The 18,554-nt window shown below is 57.5% G+C and carries 14 protein-coding genes and 1 pseudogene; 11 read left to right on the top strand and 4 right to left on the bottom strand.

What is annotated here, in order from left to right:
- The first annotated feature begins 21 nt into the window (after positions 1-21).
- Positions 22-2,265: a glycoside hydrolase family 2 protein gene (locus ACFSE1_RS08540; RefSeq protein ID WP_377399287.1), complete on the top strand. Its 2,244-nt coding sequence runs from the start codon at positions 22-24 to the stop codon at positions 2,263-2,265.
- Positions 2,266-2,339: 74 nt separating this feature from the next.
- Positions 2,340-3,708: pseudogene (locus ACFSE1_RS08545) on the top strand (IS3 family transposase).
- A gap of 48 nt (positions 3,709-3,756) precedes the next feature.
- Here ACFSE1_RS08545 and ACFSE1_RS08550 read toward each other — a convergent pair.
- Together ACFSE1_RS08550 and ACFSE1_RS08555 are read right to left on the bottom strand one after the other, a co-directional pair.
- Complete coding sequence (locus ACFSE1_RS08550; RefSeq protein WP_377399290.1) at positions 3,757-4,587, bottom strand: p-hydroxycinnamoyl CoA hydratase/lyase; 831 nt, start codon at positions 4,585-4,587, stop codon at positions 3,757-3,759.
- Positions 4,588-4,622: 35 nt separating this feature from the next.
- Entirely contained in the window at positions 4,623-6,074 is a 1,452-nt protein-coding gene (locus ACFSE1_RS08555) for an aldehyde dehydrogenase (protein ID WP_377399293.1), read from the bottom strand.
- Between the two features lie 131 nt (positions 6,075-6,205).
- Between ACFSE1_RS08555 and ACFSE1_RS08560 the strand changes: the two genes are divergently transcribed.
- Complete coding sequence (locus tag ACFSE1_RS08560) at positions 6,206-6,658, top strand: MarR family winged helix-turn-helix transcriptional regulator (RefSeq protein WP_377399296.1); 453 nt, start codon at positions 6,206-6,208, stop codon at positions 6,656-6,658.
- A gap of 124 nt (positions 6,659-6,782) precedes the next feature.
- Here ACFSE1_RS08560 and ACFSE1_RS08565 read toward each other — a convergent pair whose 3' ends face one another.
- Both ACFSE1_RS08565 and aspT read right to left on the bottom strand, forming a co-directional pair.
- Complete coding sequence (locus ACFSE1_RS08565) at positions 6,783-8,390, bottom strand: bifunctional aspartate transaminase/aspartate 4-decarboxylase (RefSeq protein ID WP_377399299.1); 1,608 nt, start codon at positions 8,388-8,390, stop codon at positions 6,783-6,785.
- 11 nt (positions 8,391-8,401) lie between these two features.
- Positions 8,402-10,084, bottom strand: coding sequence for an aspartate-alanine antiporter (gene aspT, locus ACFSE1_RS08570; RefSeq protein ID WP_377399302.1), 1,683 nt, complete (start codon positions 10,082-10,084; stop codon positions 8,402-8,404).
- A 254-nt stretch (positions 10,085-10,338) separates the two neighbouring features.
- Here aspT and ACFSE1_RS08575 point away from each other — a divergent pair, with 254 nt between their 5' ends.
- The 8 genes from ACFSE1_RS08575 to ACFSE1_RS08610 all read left to right on the top strand — a co-directional run bounded on the left by ACFSE1_RS08575 (position 10,339) and on the right by ACFSE1_RS08610 (position 18,552).
- Positions 10,339-10,833, top strand: a complete 495-nt coding sequence (locus ACFSE1_RS08575; RefSeq protein ID WP_377399305.1) for a hypothetical protein — start codon at positions 10,339-10,341, stop codon at positions 10,831-10,833.
- A 415-nt stretch (positions 10,834-11,248) separates the two neighbouring features.
- Positions 11,249-12,679, top strand: coding sequence for a YfcC family protein (locus tag ACFSE1_RS08580; protein ID WP_377399308.1), 1,431 nt, complete (start codon positions 11,249-11,251; stop codon positions 12,677-12,679).
- An 11-nt stretch (positions 12,680-12,690) separates the two neighbouring features.
- Positions 12,691-13,917 carry an arginine deiminase gene (gene arcA / locus ACFSE1_RS08585; protein ID WP_377399311.1) on the top strand — a complete coding sequence of 409 codons (1,227 nt, stop codon included), beginning with the start codon at positions 12,691-12,693 and terminating at the stop codon, positions 13,915-13,917.
- A 12-nt stretch (positions 13,918-13,929) separates the two neighbouring features.
- Positions 13,930-14,931 (top strand): ornithine carbamoyltransferase, encoded by a 1,002-nt coding sequence (argF, locus tag ACFSE1_RS08590; RefSeq protein ID WP_377399315.1) that lies wholly within the window; start codon positions 13,930-13,932, stop codon positions 14,929-14,931.
- Position 14,932: 1 nt separating this feature from the next.
- Positions 14,933-15,883, top strand: coding sequence for a carbamate kinase (arcC, locus tag ACFSE1_RS08595; RefSeq protein ID WP_377399318.1), 951 nt, complete (start codon positions 14,933-14,935; stop codon positions 15,881-15,883).
- Between the two features lie 98 nt (positions 15,884-15,981).
- Positions 15,982-16,461 carry an Hsp20/alpha crystallin family protein gene (locus ACFSE1_RS08600; protein WP_377399321.1) on the top strand — a complete coding sequence of 160 codons (480 nt, stop codon included), beginning with the start codon at positions 15,982-15,984 and terminating at the stop codon, positions 16,459-16,461.
- 148 nt (positions 16,462-16,609) lie between these two features.
- The gene (locus ACFSE1_RS08605; protein WP_377399324.1) at positions 16,610-17,152 is read left to right on the top strand and encodes a DUF1269 domain-containing protein; all 543 of its coding nucleotides are present in this window, start codon (positions 16,610-16,612) and stop codon (positions 17,150-17,152) included.
- A gap of 203 nt (positions 17,153-17,355) precedes the next feature.
- Positions 17,356-18,552: an NAD-dependent epimerase/dehydratase family protein gene (locus ACFSE1_RS08610; RefSeq protein WP_377399327.1), complete on the top strand. Its 1,197-nt coding sequence runs from the start codon at positions 17,356-17,358 to the stop codon at positions 18,550-18,552.
- Positions 18,553-18,554 lie beyond the last annotated feature (2 nt).

Below are 18,554 nucleotides of genomic sequence, written 5' to 3' on the forward strand. Positions count from 1 at the left end.
TCAGATTGGGAGATTTCAGGCGTGCGGATCATTGAGAATTTTGGTGGAAACTGGACTTTTCTTGCCGGCTTCAAGGAAAGCTGGATCGGGCAAGAGCAAGAAGGTGAAACTGTCCGATTGCCCCACACCGCAGTAGAGTTGCCCTACAACTATCTCGATGAGAAGGCCTATCAGGCGGAATTCACCTATCAGAAGCATCTGGATTGGCGACCAGACTTTGAAGGGCAGGAGGTCAGTCTTGTCTTCGATGGAGCCATGGCAGATGCCCGTGTGTTTCTGAATGGTGAGCTGGTTGGCGCGCACAGGGATGGCTATACGCCATTCGAGGCGCGCCTGACCCCTTTTCTTCGTCGAGGGCGGAATTTGCTGACAGTGAGAATCGATGGACGTGAAAATCCTGCAATACCGCCGTTTGGCGGTGTGATCGATTATTTGACCTATGCGGGTCTTTATCGCGATGTCTGGCTGAGGGTTACTGCGCCTGTTTTCCTGCGCAATGCGAAAATCGAAACGCCAAATGTCCTTTCGGAGCGCAAGAGCCTGACGGCTGAAGTAACTCTGTCGAACGCTCAAAACCTTCCTGTTCAGGGGCAATTGCGGGCAAAGTTGCTCGACTGCGGGGGAGAGCCCATCGCCACTGCCCAATTAGAGGTGAATGGTACTGAAGCCCGCATCGAAATGATCGATCTTGATGACATTCGGCTTTGGGATCTCGATAACCCCACCCTCTATTCGCTGCATCTCACGCTGGAAACTACCTGTGGCACAGACGAATGGCAAACTCGCTTCGGCTTTCGTTCGGTAGAGTTCACGCCGGAAGGGTTCAGGCTGAACGGCCAGACCGTCAAGCTGAGGGGGCTGAACCGCCACCAATCATGGCCGCATATCGGCTATGCCATGGGAAAGCGGGGTCAGGAGAAGGATGCGGAGATTCTGAAGCACGAATTGAGATGTAATGTCGTGCGCACTTCACACTATCCGCAATCTCCCTATTTCCTCGACCGTTGCGATGAAATCGGGCTTTTGGTCTTTGAGGAAATTCCAGGCTGGCAGCACATTGGCGGTGCGGCCTGGAAGGAAGAGTCTGTCGAGAATGTCCGTCGCATGATTGAGCGGGACTGGAACCATCCATCGATCATTATCTGGGGCGTGCGGATAAACGAGAGCCAGGATGATCACGACTTTTACAGCCGCACCAATGCGCTGGCGCGAGAACTGGACCGCACGCGTCCCACGGGTGGTGTCCGCTACATTACCGATAGCGAGCTGCTTGAAGACGTTTACACCATGAATGATTTCATTCTGGGCATGGAGGAAATGCCGGGGCATAACCGCGAACGCATTGTGCTGCGCAATCAGCAGGAGGTGACGGGGCTTTGCAAAACAGTACCTTACCTCATTACCGAATATGGCGGCCATATGTATCCGACCAAGCGGTTCGATCAGGAGCAGCGTCAGGCTGAGCATGTGACCCGTCACCTCATGATCCTCAACGAGGCTGCCGGAACGTCTTCAACAGCAGGCTGCATTGGCTGGTGCATGTTCGATTACAACACGCACAAGGATTTCGGCTCGGGCGATCGCATTTGTTATCATGGCGTGCTTGATATCCATCGCGAGCCGAAATTTGCTGCTGCTGCCTACGCTTCCCAAGGGGATCCCTCAGGCGGAATCGTGCTTCAGCCCGTGACGTTCTGGGCGCGGGGCGAGCGAAATATTGGCGGTGTCCTGCCGTTGATCATCCTGACCAATTGCGACTACGTGGAAATCAAGATCGGCTCCGTCACGAAGCGCATCGATCCTGACCGCAAGACATACCCTCATCTTCCACACCCGCCATGCGTCTTGAATCGCGACATGGTGACTGCGGAGGAATTCGGGGAATGGGGCATGACCTGGGGCGACGGTGAAATCACCGGCTTTGTCGACGGTCGCCCGGTGAAAACCCTCCGCGTGCTGGCCAATCCTCTTCCAACGTCATTGCAGATTGAGGCGGATGCGACGAACCTCGCTGCGGCAGCCAAGGACACGGTGCGTGTTGTTCTGAGAGCACTTGATCAGGCTGGCAATGTGCTGCCCTTCTTCATGGAAGCGGTTGAGCTTTCGCTGGAAGGCCCCGGTCGTCTGCTTGGTCCCCGGATTGTCAGCTTCAAGGGTGGAGTGATCGCCACCTATGTTGAGGCCGGGGAGGGGCCGGGGGAATTGCGCCTCACGGCTCGGTCGGAGCAGATGGGCGAGGCAAGCTTGAATTTCTCGATCAACTGACCGTAATTTAAGAAGAACCCCGCGCTTCGTGAACTGACCCCCGAAAGTTGGACCTCCAACCTCGGGGGTTTTTCATGTCCAAATATAGTGTGCCTTTCAAGCAGGATGTCGTTGCGTTTTACGGCGACGGCAAGCGGAGCTTTCGTGAGGTGGGCTTGCACTTCGGCCTTGACCATTCGATGGTTCGCAAGTGGGTGGCAAGCCATGCTGCCCATGGTCTGGGCGGCCTTTCTAAGAAATTGAGCCACTACGATGCGCAGTTCAGGCTGTCGGTCCTTGAACGAATGTGGAAGGATGGCTTGTCCCATCGGCAAGTGGCCGCGCTTTTCAACATACGCAGCGCGGCTTGCCTGTCTGTCTGGGAGGATCGATATGAGCGCGGCGGCATTGAGGCCTTGGCCCCGCGTCGGAAAGGAAGGCAGCGATTGATGCCCGAGCCACCCACCGCAGCCCCTGGATCGGACAGGCCACAGAACGACGCGGCCAAGAGCCGCGAAGAGCTCTTGGCAGAGCTGGCCTATCTGCGCATGGAGAACGATTACCTAAAAAAACTGGAGGCCTTAACGCAGGCGCGTCAAACGCCGAACGGACGCAAGCCGTCCAGGCGTTAAGGCCACTCCATCCGTTCGCAGGCTTGCTGAAGCTCTCGGGTCTGGCACGCAGCACGTTCTATTATCGACAAAAGGTGCTGTCGGCGGGCGACCGGCATACTGCATTGAAGGCGAGCATCAGAACGATCTTCGACGCCCACAAGGGGCGCTATGGCTATCGTCGGGTGACGGTTGCAATTCGGGGCCTCGGACAGGTGGTCAATCACAAGACCGTCCAGCGGCTGATGGCCGAGATGGGATTGAAGTCTGTGGTCCGACCGAAGAAGTACCGTTCCTATAAAGGCCAAGCCGGGCGCATAGCCCCGGACCTGATAAAGCGCCGGTTCAGCGCCGAGCACATGCATCAGAAGTGGGTGACTGATGTCACCGAGTTCAGCGTCGCTGGCGAGAAACTCTTCCTCTCACCGTCATGGACCTCCATAACGGGGAGATCATTGCTTTCGAGACGGCAAGGCGGCCGATCTTTACCTTGGTCAAGACCATGCTCGACAAGGCATTGGCGGTGCTGGACGACGAAGACAGGCCAATCCTGCATTCCGATCAGGGATGGCAGTATCAGATGCCCGCCTGGAGTCGCATGCTGGACAGTCGTAATATCGCTCAAAGCATGTCCCGCAAGGGCAACTGCCTGGACAATGCCGCCATGGAGAGCTTCTTCGCCACCCTCAAATCCGAGTTCTTTTATCCCAATCGATTCGAGAACATCGAAAACTTGCGAGACGGAATTGAGGACTACATCCGCTACTACAACAACGACCGCATCAAGCTGAAACTTAAAGAGCTGAGCCCTGTGCAATACAGAACCCAGCCCTTAAATCGCCCTAGCCTATGAACCGTCCAACTTTATGGGGTCAGTTCACGAGGCGGGGTTCTTCCTGTTTCACTTTGCGCTTTTGCTTTTGTCGTAAGCGCCAAGGCCCGGCTTGTAGGTTTTCTCGTCGATAAACTGACGAATGCCTTCCTTGCGGCCTTCATTGTCGTAGGAATTGGCGGCCTCTTGCGCACGCACCAGATAGTCTTCCGCCTCGTCATAGGTCATGACGCCGACGCGGCGGACTGCATCCTTGGTTGCTTTCAGCGCAACAGGGTTCTTCTCGAGCAGGGCCTTGGCAACCGACGTGACGCGCTCGCGAAGCTGTGCCAAAGGCAGGCTTTCGTTGACCAGGCCCCAATCCGCTGCTGTCTTGCCATCGATCGGCTCTCCCAGCATGGCGTGGTACATGGCCTTGCGGAAAGGCAGCAACTCCACCGCAACCTTCGTCGCGCCGCCACCGGGCAGAATGCCCCAGTTGATCTCGGAGAGGCCAAATTTCGCCTCATCCGCGGCGAAGGCCAGATCGCAGGCGAAGAGCGGGCCATAACCGCCGCCGAAGCACCAGCCGTTGACCATGGCAATGGTCGGCTTCTGGTACCAGCGCAAGCGCCGCCACCAGCCATAGCTTTCCCGTTGCGAGCGGCGAACGCCCTTCAGCCCTTCAGCCTCGGTCTCACGGAAATACTCCTTGAGATCCATGCCAGCGGTCCAGGCGGCACCCTCACCCGTCAGAACCAGAACGCCCACATCGCTGCGGAACTCCAGCTCGTCGAGAACGTCCATCATCGCCCTGTTCAGGGTCGGGCTCATGGCGTTGCGCTTGTCTGGGCGATTGAACTTCACCCAGGCGATGCCATCGGCAACCTCATAGGCAACTGTATCGACATCATTGGCCATAGCGGCCTCCATTCCATAATTGAAAAGCAGCAGTTTTAAAGCGGGAAGGCACCGGGCAGTGTTTCCATGGTGATCCAGCGAAGCTCGGTAAATTCGGCAATGCCTGCACGACCGCCGAAGCGGCCATAGCCGGAAGCCTTGGTGCCGCCGAAGGGCATCTGAGCTTCATCGTGAACGGTCGGACCATTCACATGGCAAATGCCGGACCGAATACGGCGGGCAACGGAAAGGGCGCGCGCGGTGTCCTTGCTGAACACAGAGGCCGAGAGACCATATTCGGTGTCATTGGCCAGCCGGATGGCGTCTTCTTCATCCTTGGCGCGCAGAATGGCGACCACCGGACCGAAGCTTTCTTCGGAATAGATTTCCATCTCGGAGGTCACACGGTCCACCACCTGGGCAGGCATCAACACGCCCTCAGTGGCACCAGCGCTGGTCACGACTGCACCTTTCTGGCGCGCGTCGGCGATCAGGGCTTCCACGCGCTGTACGGTGCGTACATCGACCACTGCTCCCAGAGGAGCCTTGCCTTCGCTTGGATCGCCAGCCTTGAGTTCAGCGGCGCGCGCGGTGAACTTCGAAACGAATTCATCGGCAATTTCCGGCGCAACGATGATCCGTTCCGTGGACATGCAGATCTGGCCCTGATTGAAGAAAGCGCCAAAGATCGCGGCTTTCACCGCTTCATCCACATCGGCATCCTTCAAGACAAGCAGCGGTGCCTTTCCGCCGAGTTCCAGAAGAACGGGCTTCAATTGACGGGCCGCACGCTCGGCAATAACGCGGCCAACGCGTGTGGAGCCGGTGAAGTTGATGCGGCGAACGGCGGGGTGATCGATCAGCGCGCCGACAATCTCTCCGGCATCTTCCGGCGCATTGGTCACCAGATTGACCACGCCCGCAGGCAGGCCCGCATCTTCCAGTGCCTCAACGATCAGGCCGTGGGTGCGCGGGCAGATTTCGGATGCCTTGAACACAACGGTGTTTCCGCAGGCCAACGGTGTGGCCAGTGCGCGAACGCCCAGGATGACTGGCGCATTCCAAGGGGCGATACCAACCACGACACCTGCAGGTTCACGGATGGCCATGGCAAGGCATCCCGGCTTGTCAGAGGGAATAACCTCACCGGAAATCTGGGTAGTCAAAGCGGCGGCCTCGCGCAGCATCGAAGATGCAAGCATGACGTTGAAGCCTGCCCAGGCCTTGGTTGCACCGATTTCTGCGGCCATGGTCTCGATGAAAGAGCCGGCGCGCGCAGAAAGCGCGTCTGCCGCCTTCAAAAGTGCGGTGCGCCGCGCATTCGGACCAAGAGAAGACCAGGCAGGAAGCGCCGCCTCGGCGGCATCCGCAGCAGCAATGGCATCCGCCACCGTCGCCGCGGCAGCTTCGCTTGCAGTTTCTCCGGTCACGGGATTCTGTCTTGCGAAGGTTTTTCCGTTGGATGAAGAATGAGCTTTTCCGGCAATTCGCATAAGAACGGGTTGCATGTAGTCTCCTCCCATTGCGCCCGGCAAGTCCCGGGCAGCCAACACGCTATACGGTATAGCGATTGACTGCTATATCACATAGCTATATGGATTTTGCAAGTGAAAGATGCGGGTGTGGGATGAAGCAAAAGATGGAACACGAACCGGACGGATCGGAGAGCCTGCGCCTCGAAGACCTGATCGGCTACCATCTGCGTCGTGCCTCGATCATTGATCTGCAAGGGGCTAGTTCCGTCCTCGATCCCCTTGGCACCCGTCTTGTGCCGCTAAGCGTGCTGGCCAAGATTATTGAGCACCCTGGAACAACGTCCGCTGAGATTTGCCGGATGCTGGGAATGCAGCGGGCAAATATCGTGTCCATTCTGGCGGAGCTTGAGGGGAAATCCCTGGTCGCGCGTGAGGCGGATCCTCTGGATCAGCGTTTGCAGAGGCTTTCTGCGACGGAGGCAGGGATGAAAGCCGGGCAGCAATGGCTGAGTTTGTTGCGCCAGCACGAGGAGCGGGTCTTTGCGCGGCTGTCTTGCGCCGAGCGCGACCAGTTGCGGGATCTTCTGGCCAGAATCTGGCAAAGCGATGAGGGTTGAGCTGACCTGGCCGCAGTCGGGACGGTGTTCAAGCACCGTCCCGACGGGGGTGGCCGGCCTGGTTGAGGATTGGCCAAGCCGGACCTTTTGCCTTGGGAGGGCAAACGCATTCAGGAGAGAGCTGCTATGTCTTGCCGTTTTGCTTCCCCTTGGTCTTGAGGAATTCCTGATAGGATTCCTCGGCAAGCGCTCTCAAGGAGCGGCCGATTTCGGCGTATTCGTATTCGTTGAGGTTTGCCAGACTTGCACGGCCGGCCGGTTGCCGGGTGCCGAAACCGCGGCCTGGCAGCAGGACAATGCCCGTCTCGTCAGCAATGCGGAACAGAACATCGTGGCTGTCCGAGCTTTGCTTGATCCAGGCCGCAAACTCATCGCCATAAAGCTGCCGGGCAATGACCTCAAGGTCGAGCAGTGTGTAGTAGTCCACTGCATTGGCGTCGTTTTGCGGTGGCAGGCCGAGTTCACGATAAAGCGCGGCTTCCCGGCGGCGGATCAGCTTCTTCAGCTCGGCCTTGTATCCATCGCTTTCATCCATGAGCGAAAACAGGGAAAACAGCAGCATCTGCACCTGTTGCGGCGTTGATAGCCCCGCCGTGTGATTGAGTGCAACCGCACGGCTATCGGCCACGATCCTGTCGATGAATTTCAGGCTTCGCACGTCGGGCACCAGCGAACTGTAGCGCCGGTCGAGGCTTGCCTTGATCTCCTCGGAAAGGCGGCGAAGTTTCTCGTCAAAGGCATTTTGGCGATGCATTGCAATCACGCCCAGCCGCCAGCCGGTCGCACCGAAATATTTGGAGAAGGAATAGACAAGGATCGTGTTCTGCGGGCACAGCGCGAACAGGGAGCGGAAGTCGTCCGCGAACGTGCCATAGACATCGTCTGTCAGGATGAACAGGTCCGGCCGGTCCTGGACGATTTGCGCGACTCTTTCCAGGCTTCGATCGTCCATCTTCACCGATGGCGGATTGCTTGGATTGACGCAGAAGAACATCTTGATCGCCGGATCGCGCAGTTTCTCAAGCTCCGAGTCCGGATACTGCCAGTTGTCGGCAGGATCGGCGTTGATGGAAATTGTCTCCAGGCCATATTCCTCCAGTTCGGGGATTTCGATGTATGGCGTGAAGACGGGCATGCCGATCGCCACTTTATCGCCGTGTTCGATCAGGCGGTTTTCCTTCATTGTGTGGAAGATATAGGCCATGGCGGCGGTGCCGCCTTCCACGGCAAACAAGTCGATATCACCCGCTGAAAGATTGCCGCCGATCATTTCTTTGACGATGTAATTGCGCACGATGTCTTCGTGCACGGATAGCATTCTGGGCGGCACCGGATAATTGCTGCCCAAAATGCCTTCGACGATTTCATGCAGGAAGCCCGATGGCGAAAGCCCAAGCTGATCGCGTACATAGCTGAGTGCCCGGGCCAGAAACAGTACGCCGGGTTGATCACGGTGTTCTGCGGTGAAACGTTCAAACCGCGCCTCGATCCCCTCGATTCTGGCCAATCCGCCCACTCCGTGCGGCATGTAGGAATAGGAGAGCTCCGCTTCCGTTGCCGCAAACAGGCCCAAGCGAAAGAATGCGCGGCGGGGCAGGGTGGCAAGAAAGTTCGGGTTGCCACGGCCGGCGTTCAGCATCATGCGGTTTGCCTTGCCGGATGCGAGCTTGATCAGTTCGTCCTTCAACTCGAAAGGGCTAAGCTTGGCGTAGCGGCTGTAATCGGTCTGCATGTGCTTCTCCTTCAGGCGAATGCGACCACGAGCGGGCCGAGCAGGGTAAGGAAGACGTTTGCCAGAGCATAGGTGATGGCGAACGGGGTTGTGGGAACGGAATTGCCAGCCTTGTCGAGCACTTCGCCGAAGGCTGGATTGGCGCTGCGCGAACCCGAAAGCGCACCGGCAAAGATCGCGGTGTTCTTGTATTTCAGGACATACCGGCCGAAGAGCATGGTAATCAGCAGCGGCAGCAGGGTGACCACGACGCCGATCAGAAACAAGGAAAGGCCCTTGTCGATGATAGTGCTGACCGCTTGCTGCCCCGATTGCAGGCCGACGACGGCAACAAAGCCGGCGAGACCGAGGTCCCTCAGCAAACTGGAGGCCCCCTTGGGCATGTTGCCCTGGGTAAGGTTGCGGGTGCGGTACCACCCGAATAGCAGGCCGGAGAGAAGTGCGCCGCCGCCGCTGCCGAGGGTCAACGGAATAGAGCCGATGCGGATCACCACAAGCCCGACAAGAAGACCCACGACAAGGCCCAGTCCATGGAAAACCCAGTCCGTCTTGTCGCTGACAAGAATGATGGGGCCAATGATCTTTGCGGCCCTCTGAACGTCTTCGGCAGAGCCATACAAGGTCACCACATCACCGGCCCTGATGATTGTCTCTGGCTTGAGAACAAGGGGATTGCCGCCGCGCTTGACCTCGATCACATAGATCCCGTGGCGCACGTCTCCAGCGGTCATCCTGTCGATTTCGCTAACGGAACGGCCAATCAGCTCGCGGCTGGTAATCGCCACATCACGGCTCAGCATGACCAGATCCATGCCTTCGGAAGACTGGATTTCTGCACCCACTTGCCGGGCGATGGAGAGCATGCTTGCCCGGCGCCCGACCATCAGCAGAATGTCCCCTTGCTCAAGCACCTGCGCGGGATCGACGCCTATGATGGCGCCGTCGCGCTTCAGGCGCTCCACGCTGACGCCTGGCGTCATCGTCTCCAAAGCGGCAATTGTTGCGCCCGCCGCCTGTTCGACGCGAAACAGACGTCCGACGAGATCCGGTGCGGCAGGATGCTCGCCCTCTCCATAGATGCGGGCACCTGCAAGCAGTTCTGCCTGGGCTTCCAAGGCATCGTCGCGGATGCTGTGGCGGGTGAGCCAGGGCAGCACGTTGACGCACATGATAATGGCGCCAAGCGAGCCGAAAATGTAGGTGACGGCGTAGCCGATGGCGACGTTTGCCTGCAATCGCTGCGTCTCTTCCGCGGCCAGTCCCAGTTTCGCAATAGCCGAACTGGCCGTTCCGATGATGGCGGATTGCGTCAGCGCACCGGATGCAATCCCGGCGGCAAGCCCTTTATCGAGACCTGCCATGCGGGCCATGAGAATAACTGTCAGGAAGCCGGAAATTGCCAGAACTGCAGCCAGGGCGATTTCTCGGATGGATTGCCGACCGAGAGATCGGAAAAACTGAGGACCGCTTTCGAAGCCGACTGCATAGATGAAAAGCGCGAAGAGGAGCGCTTTGATGCCGTTATCAATCGTAATGCCGACTTGACTGATGATGACCGCTACGAGCAGCGAGCCCGCGACGCCACCAAGTTGAAATCTGCCGAAGTGAAACTTTCCTATCCAGTATCCAAGGGCAAGCGACAGAAAGAGTGCGACTTCTGGAGACTGGTTCAAAATTGAATGCACGAAGGACATGCTGGTGCTCCGTTTACAGAGCGTTTCCGGTCAAACCAAGGTCACCTGAAATGCTCTATCTCTTTGTTTTTTGCAGTCCGGAGGCAAAGCCGCCGACGCATTTCTGCAGGGCCGGCTCCAGGAGCTGGGCGACAATAACGACGGCGTCTCAGCGTATTTTTCTAGGTCTATTCGTGTAAATCCGTAAATGACCTGGATCACTAACCGAGTATAATATCCAAAAAATCGTATTATCCGGAAGGTGATCTACGTCAATGTTCTGGCGTAAACCCAGTGTTATCGTTTTCGACAGCCTTGTGCTTGGAGCAGATGCCAATCTGACTGCAGAGGCTGGCGCTGGAGGAACGATGCGAAAGCTGGTGACATTGCTGATCCTGGGACTTTCGACAGGTCTTTCAGGATGTGTGACGCAGGAAACGCGGCGAGGCTTTTCCCTTCAGACGCTTCCGGGAGACCTCCGCTGCAAGGTTCTCGCCTATGATGGCGAGATCGTTATTCGGCAGAACAAGGCGAACGGAAATCGAAGTGTCTGGGGACTTGGCAAGTGCCCGAGAACTCTGCCTGGAACCGAGGACGCAAAGATCTGGCGCCAGGAGCGGATCACCATACCGGTTCCTCATGTCGCACTGATCCAGACCAGGCGGAACAAGCAGGGGATCGTGCAGACGATCAGCGTGAGGCGCAATTACAATATCAGGCGCCTTGATCGCTTTGCTTACGTTTGGGTCAAGCATCCGCAGGTGCAGTAATTAATTTCCAAAATCGAAATAAATCTGAGGTCCGTGCTTTAAGTCAATGTCTAGATGCAAGAATATGGAATCATGGAGCCTCTTTAGGAAGAGGATTTCGAAATGGCTCCAGATTGGATCGCGGATCTTCGAACCATAGATGCTGTCATCCGCCGCGTTAAACTGTCTGTTTCCATGCCGGAACATGTTCCGGAGCTGATACAGACGACGTTCTTGTCCAGTACGTCTTACATAAAGCGTCGTTCGCCTTCTTCCCGTTCAGCCCGCCATCGCCGCTCCACGGTTTACCGTGCCGCGTCCTGGCCAGAGCCGGACCCTTACACCTGAACTATCGGTAGGCAAAACCAGTCTTTCTCGAGGTGCGCGGTGTTCCCGCCGTGCCTACGGCCACTGTATCTGAAGCAGAGGAACGTTCATGAGCAGCGACACGGCGCCGGAGCCTAAGGGGTTCCGCTTTCCCACCGCCTATACGATCCTCTTTGGCCTCATCATCCTGGCTGCAATCCTCACCTGGATTGTGCCTGCGGGGCAATATGAGCGGCGCTTGAACCCGGAGCTTAACCGCGAGGTGCCGGTCGTCGGTACGTACCGGCCCGTGGAGCCCAATCAACAGGGCCTGACTGACATCATTATGGCGCCCGTCCGTGGTCTCTACAACCCCGATGACAACAAAGCCAATGCGATCGATGTTGCGCTGTTTGTTCTCATTATTGGTGCTTTCATCAATGTCGTCGCCACGACAGGTGCGATCGATGCCGGGATCAGAAGCGCTATGGTGGCGCTGAGGGGGCATGAAAAATGGATGATCCCGGTCCTGATGGGCCTCTTCGCCTTCGGGGGAACGACGTTCGGTATGGCTGAAGAGACGCTCGCCTTCTACGTCCTGCTTCTCCCCATCATCATTGCGGCAGGATATGACGCGCTGACAGGTGTTTCGATCATCCTGCTGGGGGCAGGGGTGGGTGTTCTGGGATCGACTGTCAATGCCTTTGCAACCGTCATCGCTTCCGATGCAGCCGGCATACCGTTCACCAACGGCATCATCCTGCGCTTCATCATTCTTGGCCTCACATGGTTGGTCTGTGTCATCTATGTCATGCGCTATGCAGCGCGGGTGAAGGCCGATCCCAGCCGCTCTCTCGTCTATGACAGAAAGGCGGAGAACGAGGCGCAGTTTCTGAAGCCAAACAGGGTTGAAGCGACGCATTTTACGCTCCTGCACAAGTTTGTGCTTGTCATCTTCGCCCTGACCTTCGTCATCATGATCTGGGGTGTCACCAGCCAGGGCTGGTGGATGGGGCAAATGACTGGGCTGTTCTTCGCGGCGGCCGTCCTGGTCGGTCTCATTACCCGCCCAGGCGAAGAGGCCTTTATCGATTCATTTCTGGCGGGAGCCAGGGATCTGCTCGGCGTTGCACTGATTATCGGGCTTGCTCGCGGCATTGTCGTCATCATGGATGCAGGCCGCATAACGGATACGATCCTGCATTGGGCAGAGGCGAAAGTGACAGGTCTCTCGCAGGCCATGTACATCAACGTGATCTACTGCATCGAGGTCATGCTGTCCTTCTTCGTGCCTTCGTCATCCGGCCTTGCGGTTCTGTCCATGCCGATTGTCGCGCCGACCGCAGATTTTGCCAGCGTTCAACGTGATCTCGTGGTGACCGCCTATCAATCCGCCAACGGACTGGTGAACCTGGTCAATCCCACATTCGCAGTCGTCATGGGCGCCTTGGCAATCGGTCGCGTTCCCTATGAGCGCTGGCTTCAGTTCACCTGGCCGCTCCTGATCATCCTGACTGCAATCATCATGGTGTCGCTCAGCATCGGCGCAATGATCACCTGAAGGAGAAGACGATGTCCTTGAATTACGGCGTACACTCCGAAGTTGGAAAGCTGAGGCGGGTTATGGTGCATCGTCCGGGCGCCGCCCTGGCACGCCTTACCCCTTCAAATTGCCATGAGTTGCTGTTTGACGACGTCATCTGGGTCAAACAGGCGCGCATTGACCATATGACCTTCGTGGATGCCATTCGGTATCGCGGCGCTGAAGTGGTTTTTCTGCGCGAAGCATTGGCCGAAACACTGGTCGACGCGACTGCGCGGCGTTGGCTCCTCGACCGGCGGGTCAACGATAACACGGTCGGAGCGGGCATGTCGGCGGAGCTGCATGCCTACCTGATGGAGATCGATGAGGTCGCGCTTTCGCTGATCCTGATGGGCGGAATGAGCCGGGCGGAATTGCCCATCGAGGCCAAAGGCCTTCTGAGCGCGGTCCTTCGCCCGGAGGATTTCATTTTGCCGCCCCTGCCCAACCATCTGTTCACGCGGGATACCACCTGCTGGGTCTATGGCGGCGTCATGCTCAACCCTATGCGTTGGAATGCAAGACAGATGGAAACTGCCAACATCGCAGCGGTTTATCGGTTTCATCCGGATTTCCGCGACGCCGATGTCAAGGTGTGGTGGGGAGATCCAGACAAGAACTACGGCCTGGCAACAGCGGAAGGCGGCGATGTTATGCCAATCGGCAACGGTGTCGTTCTGATCGGCATGGGAGAGCGAACCACGCCGCAGGCTATCGGGCAGATTGCTCGCGCCCTTTTTGCGCAGGGTGCTGCGCAGCGGGTCATCGCCTGTGCCTTGCCCATCCAGCGCGCGGCCATGCATCTGGATACGGTCTTCACATTCTGCGACCGCGATCTGGTGACGATTTTTGCCGAGGTCGTCGACAGTATCACCGCCTATTCCATTCGTCCGGGCCAGAAGGACGGCGAGATCGATGTGCGGCGGGAAAGCGGCCATCTGACGGAGGTCGTTGCCGAGGCGCTGGGCCTGGAAAAACTGCGCGTGATACCGACCGGCGGCGATGCCTATGTCGCCGAGCGTGAGCAATGGGACGACGGAAACAATGTGGTCGCCATCGAGCCCGGCGTCGTCGTCGCCTACGATCGCAACACCTACACCAACACGCAGCTTCGCAAAGCTGGCGTCGAAGTCATCACCATTCCCGGCGGCGAACTTGGCCGTGGCAGAGGTGGTGGCCATTGCATGACCTGCCCTCTAATCCGTGACCCGGTCTGAAGGAGATCGAACATGCCAGTCAATCTCAAGGGACGCAGCTTTCTCAAGCTTCTCGATTTCACCCCTGATGAAATTCGCTTCATGCTCAGGCTCGCAGCAGCTTTGAAGCAGGCAAAATACGGAGGCTACGAACAGCAACGCCTCAAAGGCAAGAACATCGCCCTGATTTTCGAAAAGGATTCTACCCGCACCCGCACGGGCTTCGAGGTGGCGGCCTACGATCAGGGTGCCCATGTCACCTATCTCGGACCGTCCGGCACGCAGATCGGCAAAAAGGAGTCGATGAAAGACACTGCCCGCGTGCTGGGGCGCATGTATGATGGCATCGAATATCGCGGTTTCGGCCAGGAGCAGGCGGAAACGCTGGCGAAACACGCAGGTGTCCCCGTCTATAACGGCCTGACCGACGCCTTCCATCCCACCCAGATCCTTGCAGATTTCCTGACAATGCGTGAATTCACGCGCAAGCACCTGTCGCAACTCGCCTTCTGCTTCTTTGGCGATATCGGCAACAACATGGGCAATTCTCTCATGGTCGGTGCTGCCCAGATCGGCATGGATGTGCGCCTGGCAGGGCCGAAAGCATGCTGGCCCGATAGCGCTCTGGTCGATCAGTGCAGGTCGATCGCCGAGCATACCGGCGCCAAGATCACGGTGACTGACGATCCCCATGAGGCCGCCCGCGGCTGCGACTATGTCTATACGGATGTGTGGGTTTCCATGGGCGAACCCGACAGCGTCTGGAAGGAGCGGATCGAGCTTCTGACGCCATACCGCGTGACCGCCGACATCATGAAGGAAACGGGCAATCCGCACGTCAAATTCATGCATTGCCTCCCTGCCTTCCACAACCGCGAAACGGGCATCGGGGAAAAGATCTACGAGCAGTTTGGTATCGAGAACATGGAAGTCACCGAGGAGGTTTTCGAATCGCAAGCCTCGGTCGTTTTCGATCAGGCAGAAAACAGGATGCACACGATCAAATCCGTTCTTGTCACGACACTGGGGGCCTGAGATGCGGATCGTGGTGGCTTTGGGCGGGAACGCTCTCCTCAAGCGGGGAGAGCCGATGACCGCCGATGTTCAACGCGCCAATGTGCGCAAGGCAGCGCTTTCCCTGGCGCAATTGGTGGATGAGGGGCACGAGATCATCGTGGCCCACGGCAATGGGCCGCAGGTAGGGCTTCTGGCACTGCAAGCCGCCGCCTATCAGGACGTCCCTCCCTATCCGCTGGATATACTCGGGGCCGAGAGTGTCGGCATGATCGGTTATCTGGTGGAGCAGGAATTGACGAATGCGCTCCCGTCCAAGGTCCGCCTGGCTACAGTGCTCACGCAGATAGAGGTCGATGCCGAGGACCCTGCCTTCGTAAAACCGGACAAGCCCATCGGCCCGATTTACGACGTCGTCAGCAAGGACAAGATGCAGACGGCGGATGACTGGACCATGACCGAGGAAAGTCCCGGCCGCTGGCGGCGCGTCGTCCCTTCACCTCGTCCAAGACAGATCACGCAGATCGGTGTCATCAGGCTTCTGGTTGAGGGCGGCGTGGTTGTCATTTGCGCTGGCGGCGGGGGTATCCCTGTTATCAGGACGGAAGAGGGCAAACTCACCGGCGTCGAAGCTGTGATCGACAAGGACAGAGCAGCCGGGTTGCTGGCAAGCCAGCTTCTTGCAGATGCCTTTCTGATGTTGACCGATGTGGACGCGGTTTACACCGATTGGGGAACGGAGAAGCAGAAGGCCATCCGTGAAGCAGATCCCATCGCCCTGCGCAGTCACGGCTTTGCCGCAGGCTCCATGGGGCCGAAGGTAGAAGCTGCTTGCGATTTCGTCGCTAGCGCGAGCGGCGAACGCTTTGCTGGCATCGGGAGATTGGAAGATGCGAGTGCCATTCTTCGCGGCGAAGCGGGGACGCTTTTCCGCCATCGTGCCAATGCTGGCGGTGCAAGCGGCCAATCCTAAGGGACGAATAGTCCAGGAAATGCGCAAAAGAGTGATCTAGCTCAACGACTTAACTTAAATATGATCTAGTATCAATTATCATTCGTTGGAGAAATCCCATGGCCAACCCATCACAATCCCCATTGGCGCGTCGGCAAAGGGACCCCTATGCGCAGCCCCTGCGGGATCTCAGAACGCTGGTTGAGGAATTCTTCAATGGCATTGAGTCGGAGGCTTCCGGTTCCGGCTTGTTGCCGAACCTGCATTCCAACATCAGCGAGACGGCCGATGCCATCCGCATCACCACTGAGCTGCCGGGTGTCCAGCAAAAGGATATCTCGATCTCGGTGGATGAGGATAGCATCACGCTGAAGGGCTACAAGAAATCGGAGAAGGAAGAGGCGGGCGATCAAGACCGCATCTTCCATCGCAGCGAGCGCAGCTTTGGCAGCTATGAACGGACCATACGCATGCCGTTTATCATAGATCCAGACCGCGTTTCAGCCAGTTTCAAGGACGGATTGCTGACGGTGATCGTTGCAAAACCGGCTGAGACACAGGCAAAAGCCCGCACAATCGAGATTGTGAAAGCGGACTGAAATCCAGAGCAATTCCTGAACACCGGCGGACACCGGTTCTGCGGCCGGAATTGCGCCAAAACGAAGATTCCAAGCGTGGACAGAGACGTTGCCGCTTCAGGAGCGGCGGCTCCGAACGCTGTTGCAATCACAAGAGACGAGGCCAGTCATGATCGAACTCATCGTTGTTTCCTTCAAGTCTATTCATGATGCTGACCGTGTGCTCGTTCAATTGAACGAGATGCAGAAGGAATATCTTGTCGACCTTGCAGATGCAGTTGTGGTTCTGCGTCAGCCGGATGGCAAACTGAACCTCAAGCAATCCATCAAGCTGGCCGGTGCCGGCGCTGCCTCCGGCGGCATTTCCGGTGCTTTCTGGGGATCGCTTGTAGGGCTTCTCTTTCTCAATCCGCTGGCAGGCCTTGCCTTGGGTGGCATTATTGGAGCGGGCACCGGCGCACTTGCCGGCAAGCTGGTCGATTACGGCATTGATGACCGTTTCATTCGCAGCATCGGTGAAAAGCTCACACCTGGTTCCTCGGCGCTTTTCCTGCTCATCCGCAAGGTTCAGCCGGAAAAGGTCATTGCTGAACTGGCCGGGTTTCAGGGAACCATTCTGCGCACCTCGCTCGCGCCTCATCAGGAAAAGAAGCTCAGGGAAGCTTTGGCCCATGCCGAGGAAGAGGACACGCGGAAAGAAGAGGCCCTTTAGGGCATTTCCCGGAAAAGTGCGTAGCGGTTTTCCATTCGAAAATGCGCAAATGCAAAGGGTTAGCGAGGTTGAGCGTTTCCGTGAAACAGCGAACCTCCCTAGGTCGAACATCCAGGCGGAGCATTCAGCCGATCTCGTTTCGGCCGGACCTGCTTCAAGGTCGGGCTTCGAGGCAAGCTCCCAGCAATTGAGAAAGGCACATCATGACATCGGTTCTGGTTCTGGGCGGCGATGGATTTTGCGGTTGGCCCACCGCCTTGCATCTCTCGGCTAAAGGCTATAGGGTCGGCATCGCCGATAACTTCTCGCGTCGGCTTATCGATGAGGAACTGGGCGCAAACAGCCTCACACCCATTGCAACCCTCTCCGAGAGGCTTTCTGCCTGGAAGCAGCTAGGTTACGGCGAGATACCTTTTTACGAGATCGACCTCGCAAAAGATTATGCGCAGCTTCTTGAAGTGTTGAAGGAATTTCGGCCGGATGCCGTGGTGCATTTCGCCGAACAACGCTCCGCGCCTTACTCCATGACCAATGCGCGGCACAAGCGATACACGGTAGAGAACAATATCTCTGCCACTCACAATCTTCTGGTTGCCCTCGTCGAACTCGATATGGATACGCATGTGGTGCATCTGGGCACCGTGGGCGTCTATGGCTATGACGGCTCGGAACTGGCGATGCCCGAGGGCTATCTCGATGTCATCATCAAGGGGCCGGACGGCAGGCAATACCAGCGTTCCATTCTCTATCCTACACAGCCTGGCTCGATCTATCACATGACGAAGTCCATGGACCAGTTGATGTTCCAGTTCTTCGCGCATAACGACCGCCTGCGCATCACCGATCTTCACCAAGGTGTCGTCTGGGGCATTCAGACTGATGAAACGCGCCGCCATGAGAGCCTGATCAACAGGTTCGATTATGACGGCGATTACGGCACGGTCCTGAACCGTTTTCTATTGCAGGCCGTCATGGGGCATCCGCTGACGGTTCATGGCACCGGCGGCCAGACGCGTGGGTTCATCAACATCCAGGACACGGTTACCTGTATTCGCCTGGCAATCGAGAACCCGCCACATCAGGGCGACCGCGTCAAGATTTTCAATCAGGTGGCCGAAACGCGCAGAGTGCGGGATCTGGCCAAAATGGTCGCCAGCCATACTGGTGCCCAGGTGGCTTACGTGGACAATCCGCGCAATGAAGCGGCAGAGAATGAGCTGGAGGTTCTCAACCTCGGCTTCTCATCGCTCGGTCTCAATCCCATCCTGCTGGAGCAGGAGGAGTTCCACGAGACTCTCCAGATCGTCGAGCGCTATCGATCCCGTTACGTGGAAGCGACAGTGGCCGCACGCTCACTCTGGACCCGTCATCAGAAGCCCGGAACGATCACCAAGGAGTAATG

This window comes from Affinirhizobium helianthi (assembly GCF_042680945.1).
GTDB lineage: Bacteria > Pseudomonadota > Alphaproteobacteria > Rhizobiales > Rhizobiaceae > Neorhizobium > Neorhizobium helianthi.

Excerpts from the sequence above, each read along its gene's own strand:
- ACFSE1_RS08560 (WP_377399296.1), top strand. The coding sequence starts at position 6,206 with ATGGAACACGAACCGGACGGATCGGAGAGCCTGCGCCTCGAAGACCTG.
- ACFSE1_RS08565 (WP_377399299.1), bottom strand. The coding sequence starts at position 8,390 with ATGCAGACCGATTACAGCCGCTACGCCAAGCTTAGCCCTTTCGAGTTG.
- aspT (WP_377399302.1), bottom strand. The coding sequence starts at position 10,084 with ATGTCCTTCGTGCATTCAATTTTGAACCAGTCTCCAGAAGTCGCACTC.
- argF (WP_377399315.1), top strand. The coding sequence starts at position 13,930 with ATGCCAGTCAATCTCAAGGGACGCAGCTTTCTCAAGCTTCTCGATTTC.
- arcC (WP_377399318.1), top strand. The coding sequence starts at position 14,933 with ATGCGGATCGTGGTGGCTTTGGGCGGGAACGCTCTCCTCAAGCGGGGA.
- ACFSE1_RS08600 (WP_377399321.1), top strand. The coding sequence starts at position 15,982 with ATGGCCAACCCATCACAATCCCCATTGGCGCGTCGGCAAAGGGACCCC.
- ACFSE1_RS08610 (WP_377399327.1), top strand. The coding sequence starts at position 17,356 with ATGACATCGGTTCTGGTTCTGGGCGGCGATGGATTTTGCGGTTGGCCC.
- ACFSE1_RS08580 (WP_377399308.1), top strand. The coding sequence starts at position 11,249 with ATGAGCAGCGACACGGCGCCGGAGCCTAAGGGGTTCCGCTTTCCCACC.
- ACFSE1_RS08550 (WP_377399290.1), bottom strand. The coding sequence starts at position 4,587 with ATGGCCAATGATGTCGATACAGTTGCCTATGAGGTTGCCGATGGCATC.
- ACFSE1_RS08555 (WP_377399293.1), bottom strand. The coding sequence starts at position 6,074 with ATGCAACCCGTTCTTATGCGAATTGCCGGAAAAGCTCATTCTTCATCC.
- ACFSE1_RS08605 (WP_377399324.1), top strand. The coding sequence starts at position 16,610 with ATGATCGAACTCATCGTTGTTTCCTTCAAGTCTATTCATGATGCTGAC.
- arcA (WP_377399311.1), top strand. The coding sequence starts at position 12,691 with ATGTCCTTGAATTACGGCGTACACTCCGAAGTTGGAAAGCTGAGGCGG.
- ACFSE1_RS08575 (WP_377399305.1), top strand. The coding sequence starts at position 10,339 with ATGTTCTGGCGTAAACCCAGTGTTATCGTTTTCGACAGCCTTGTGCTT.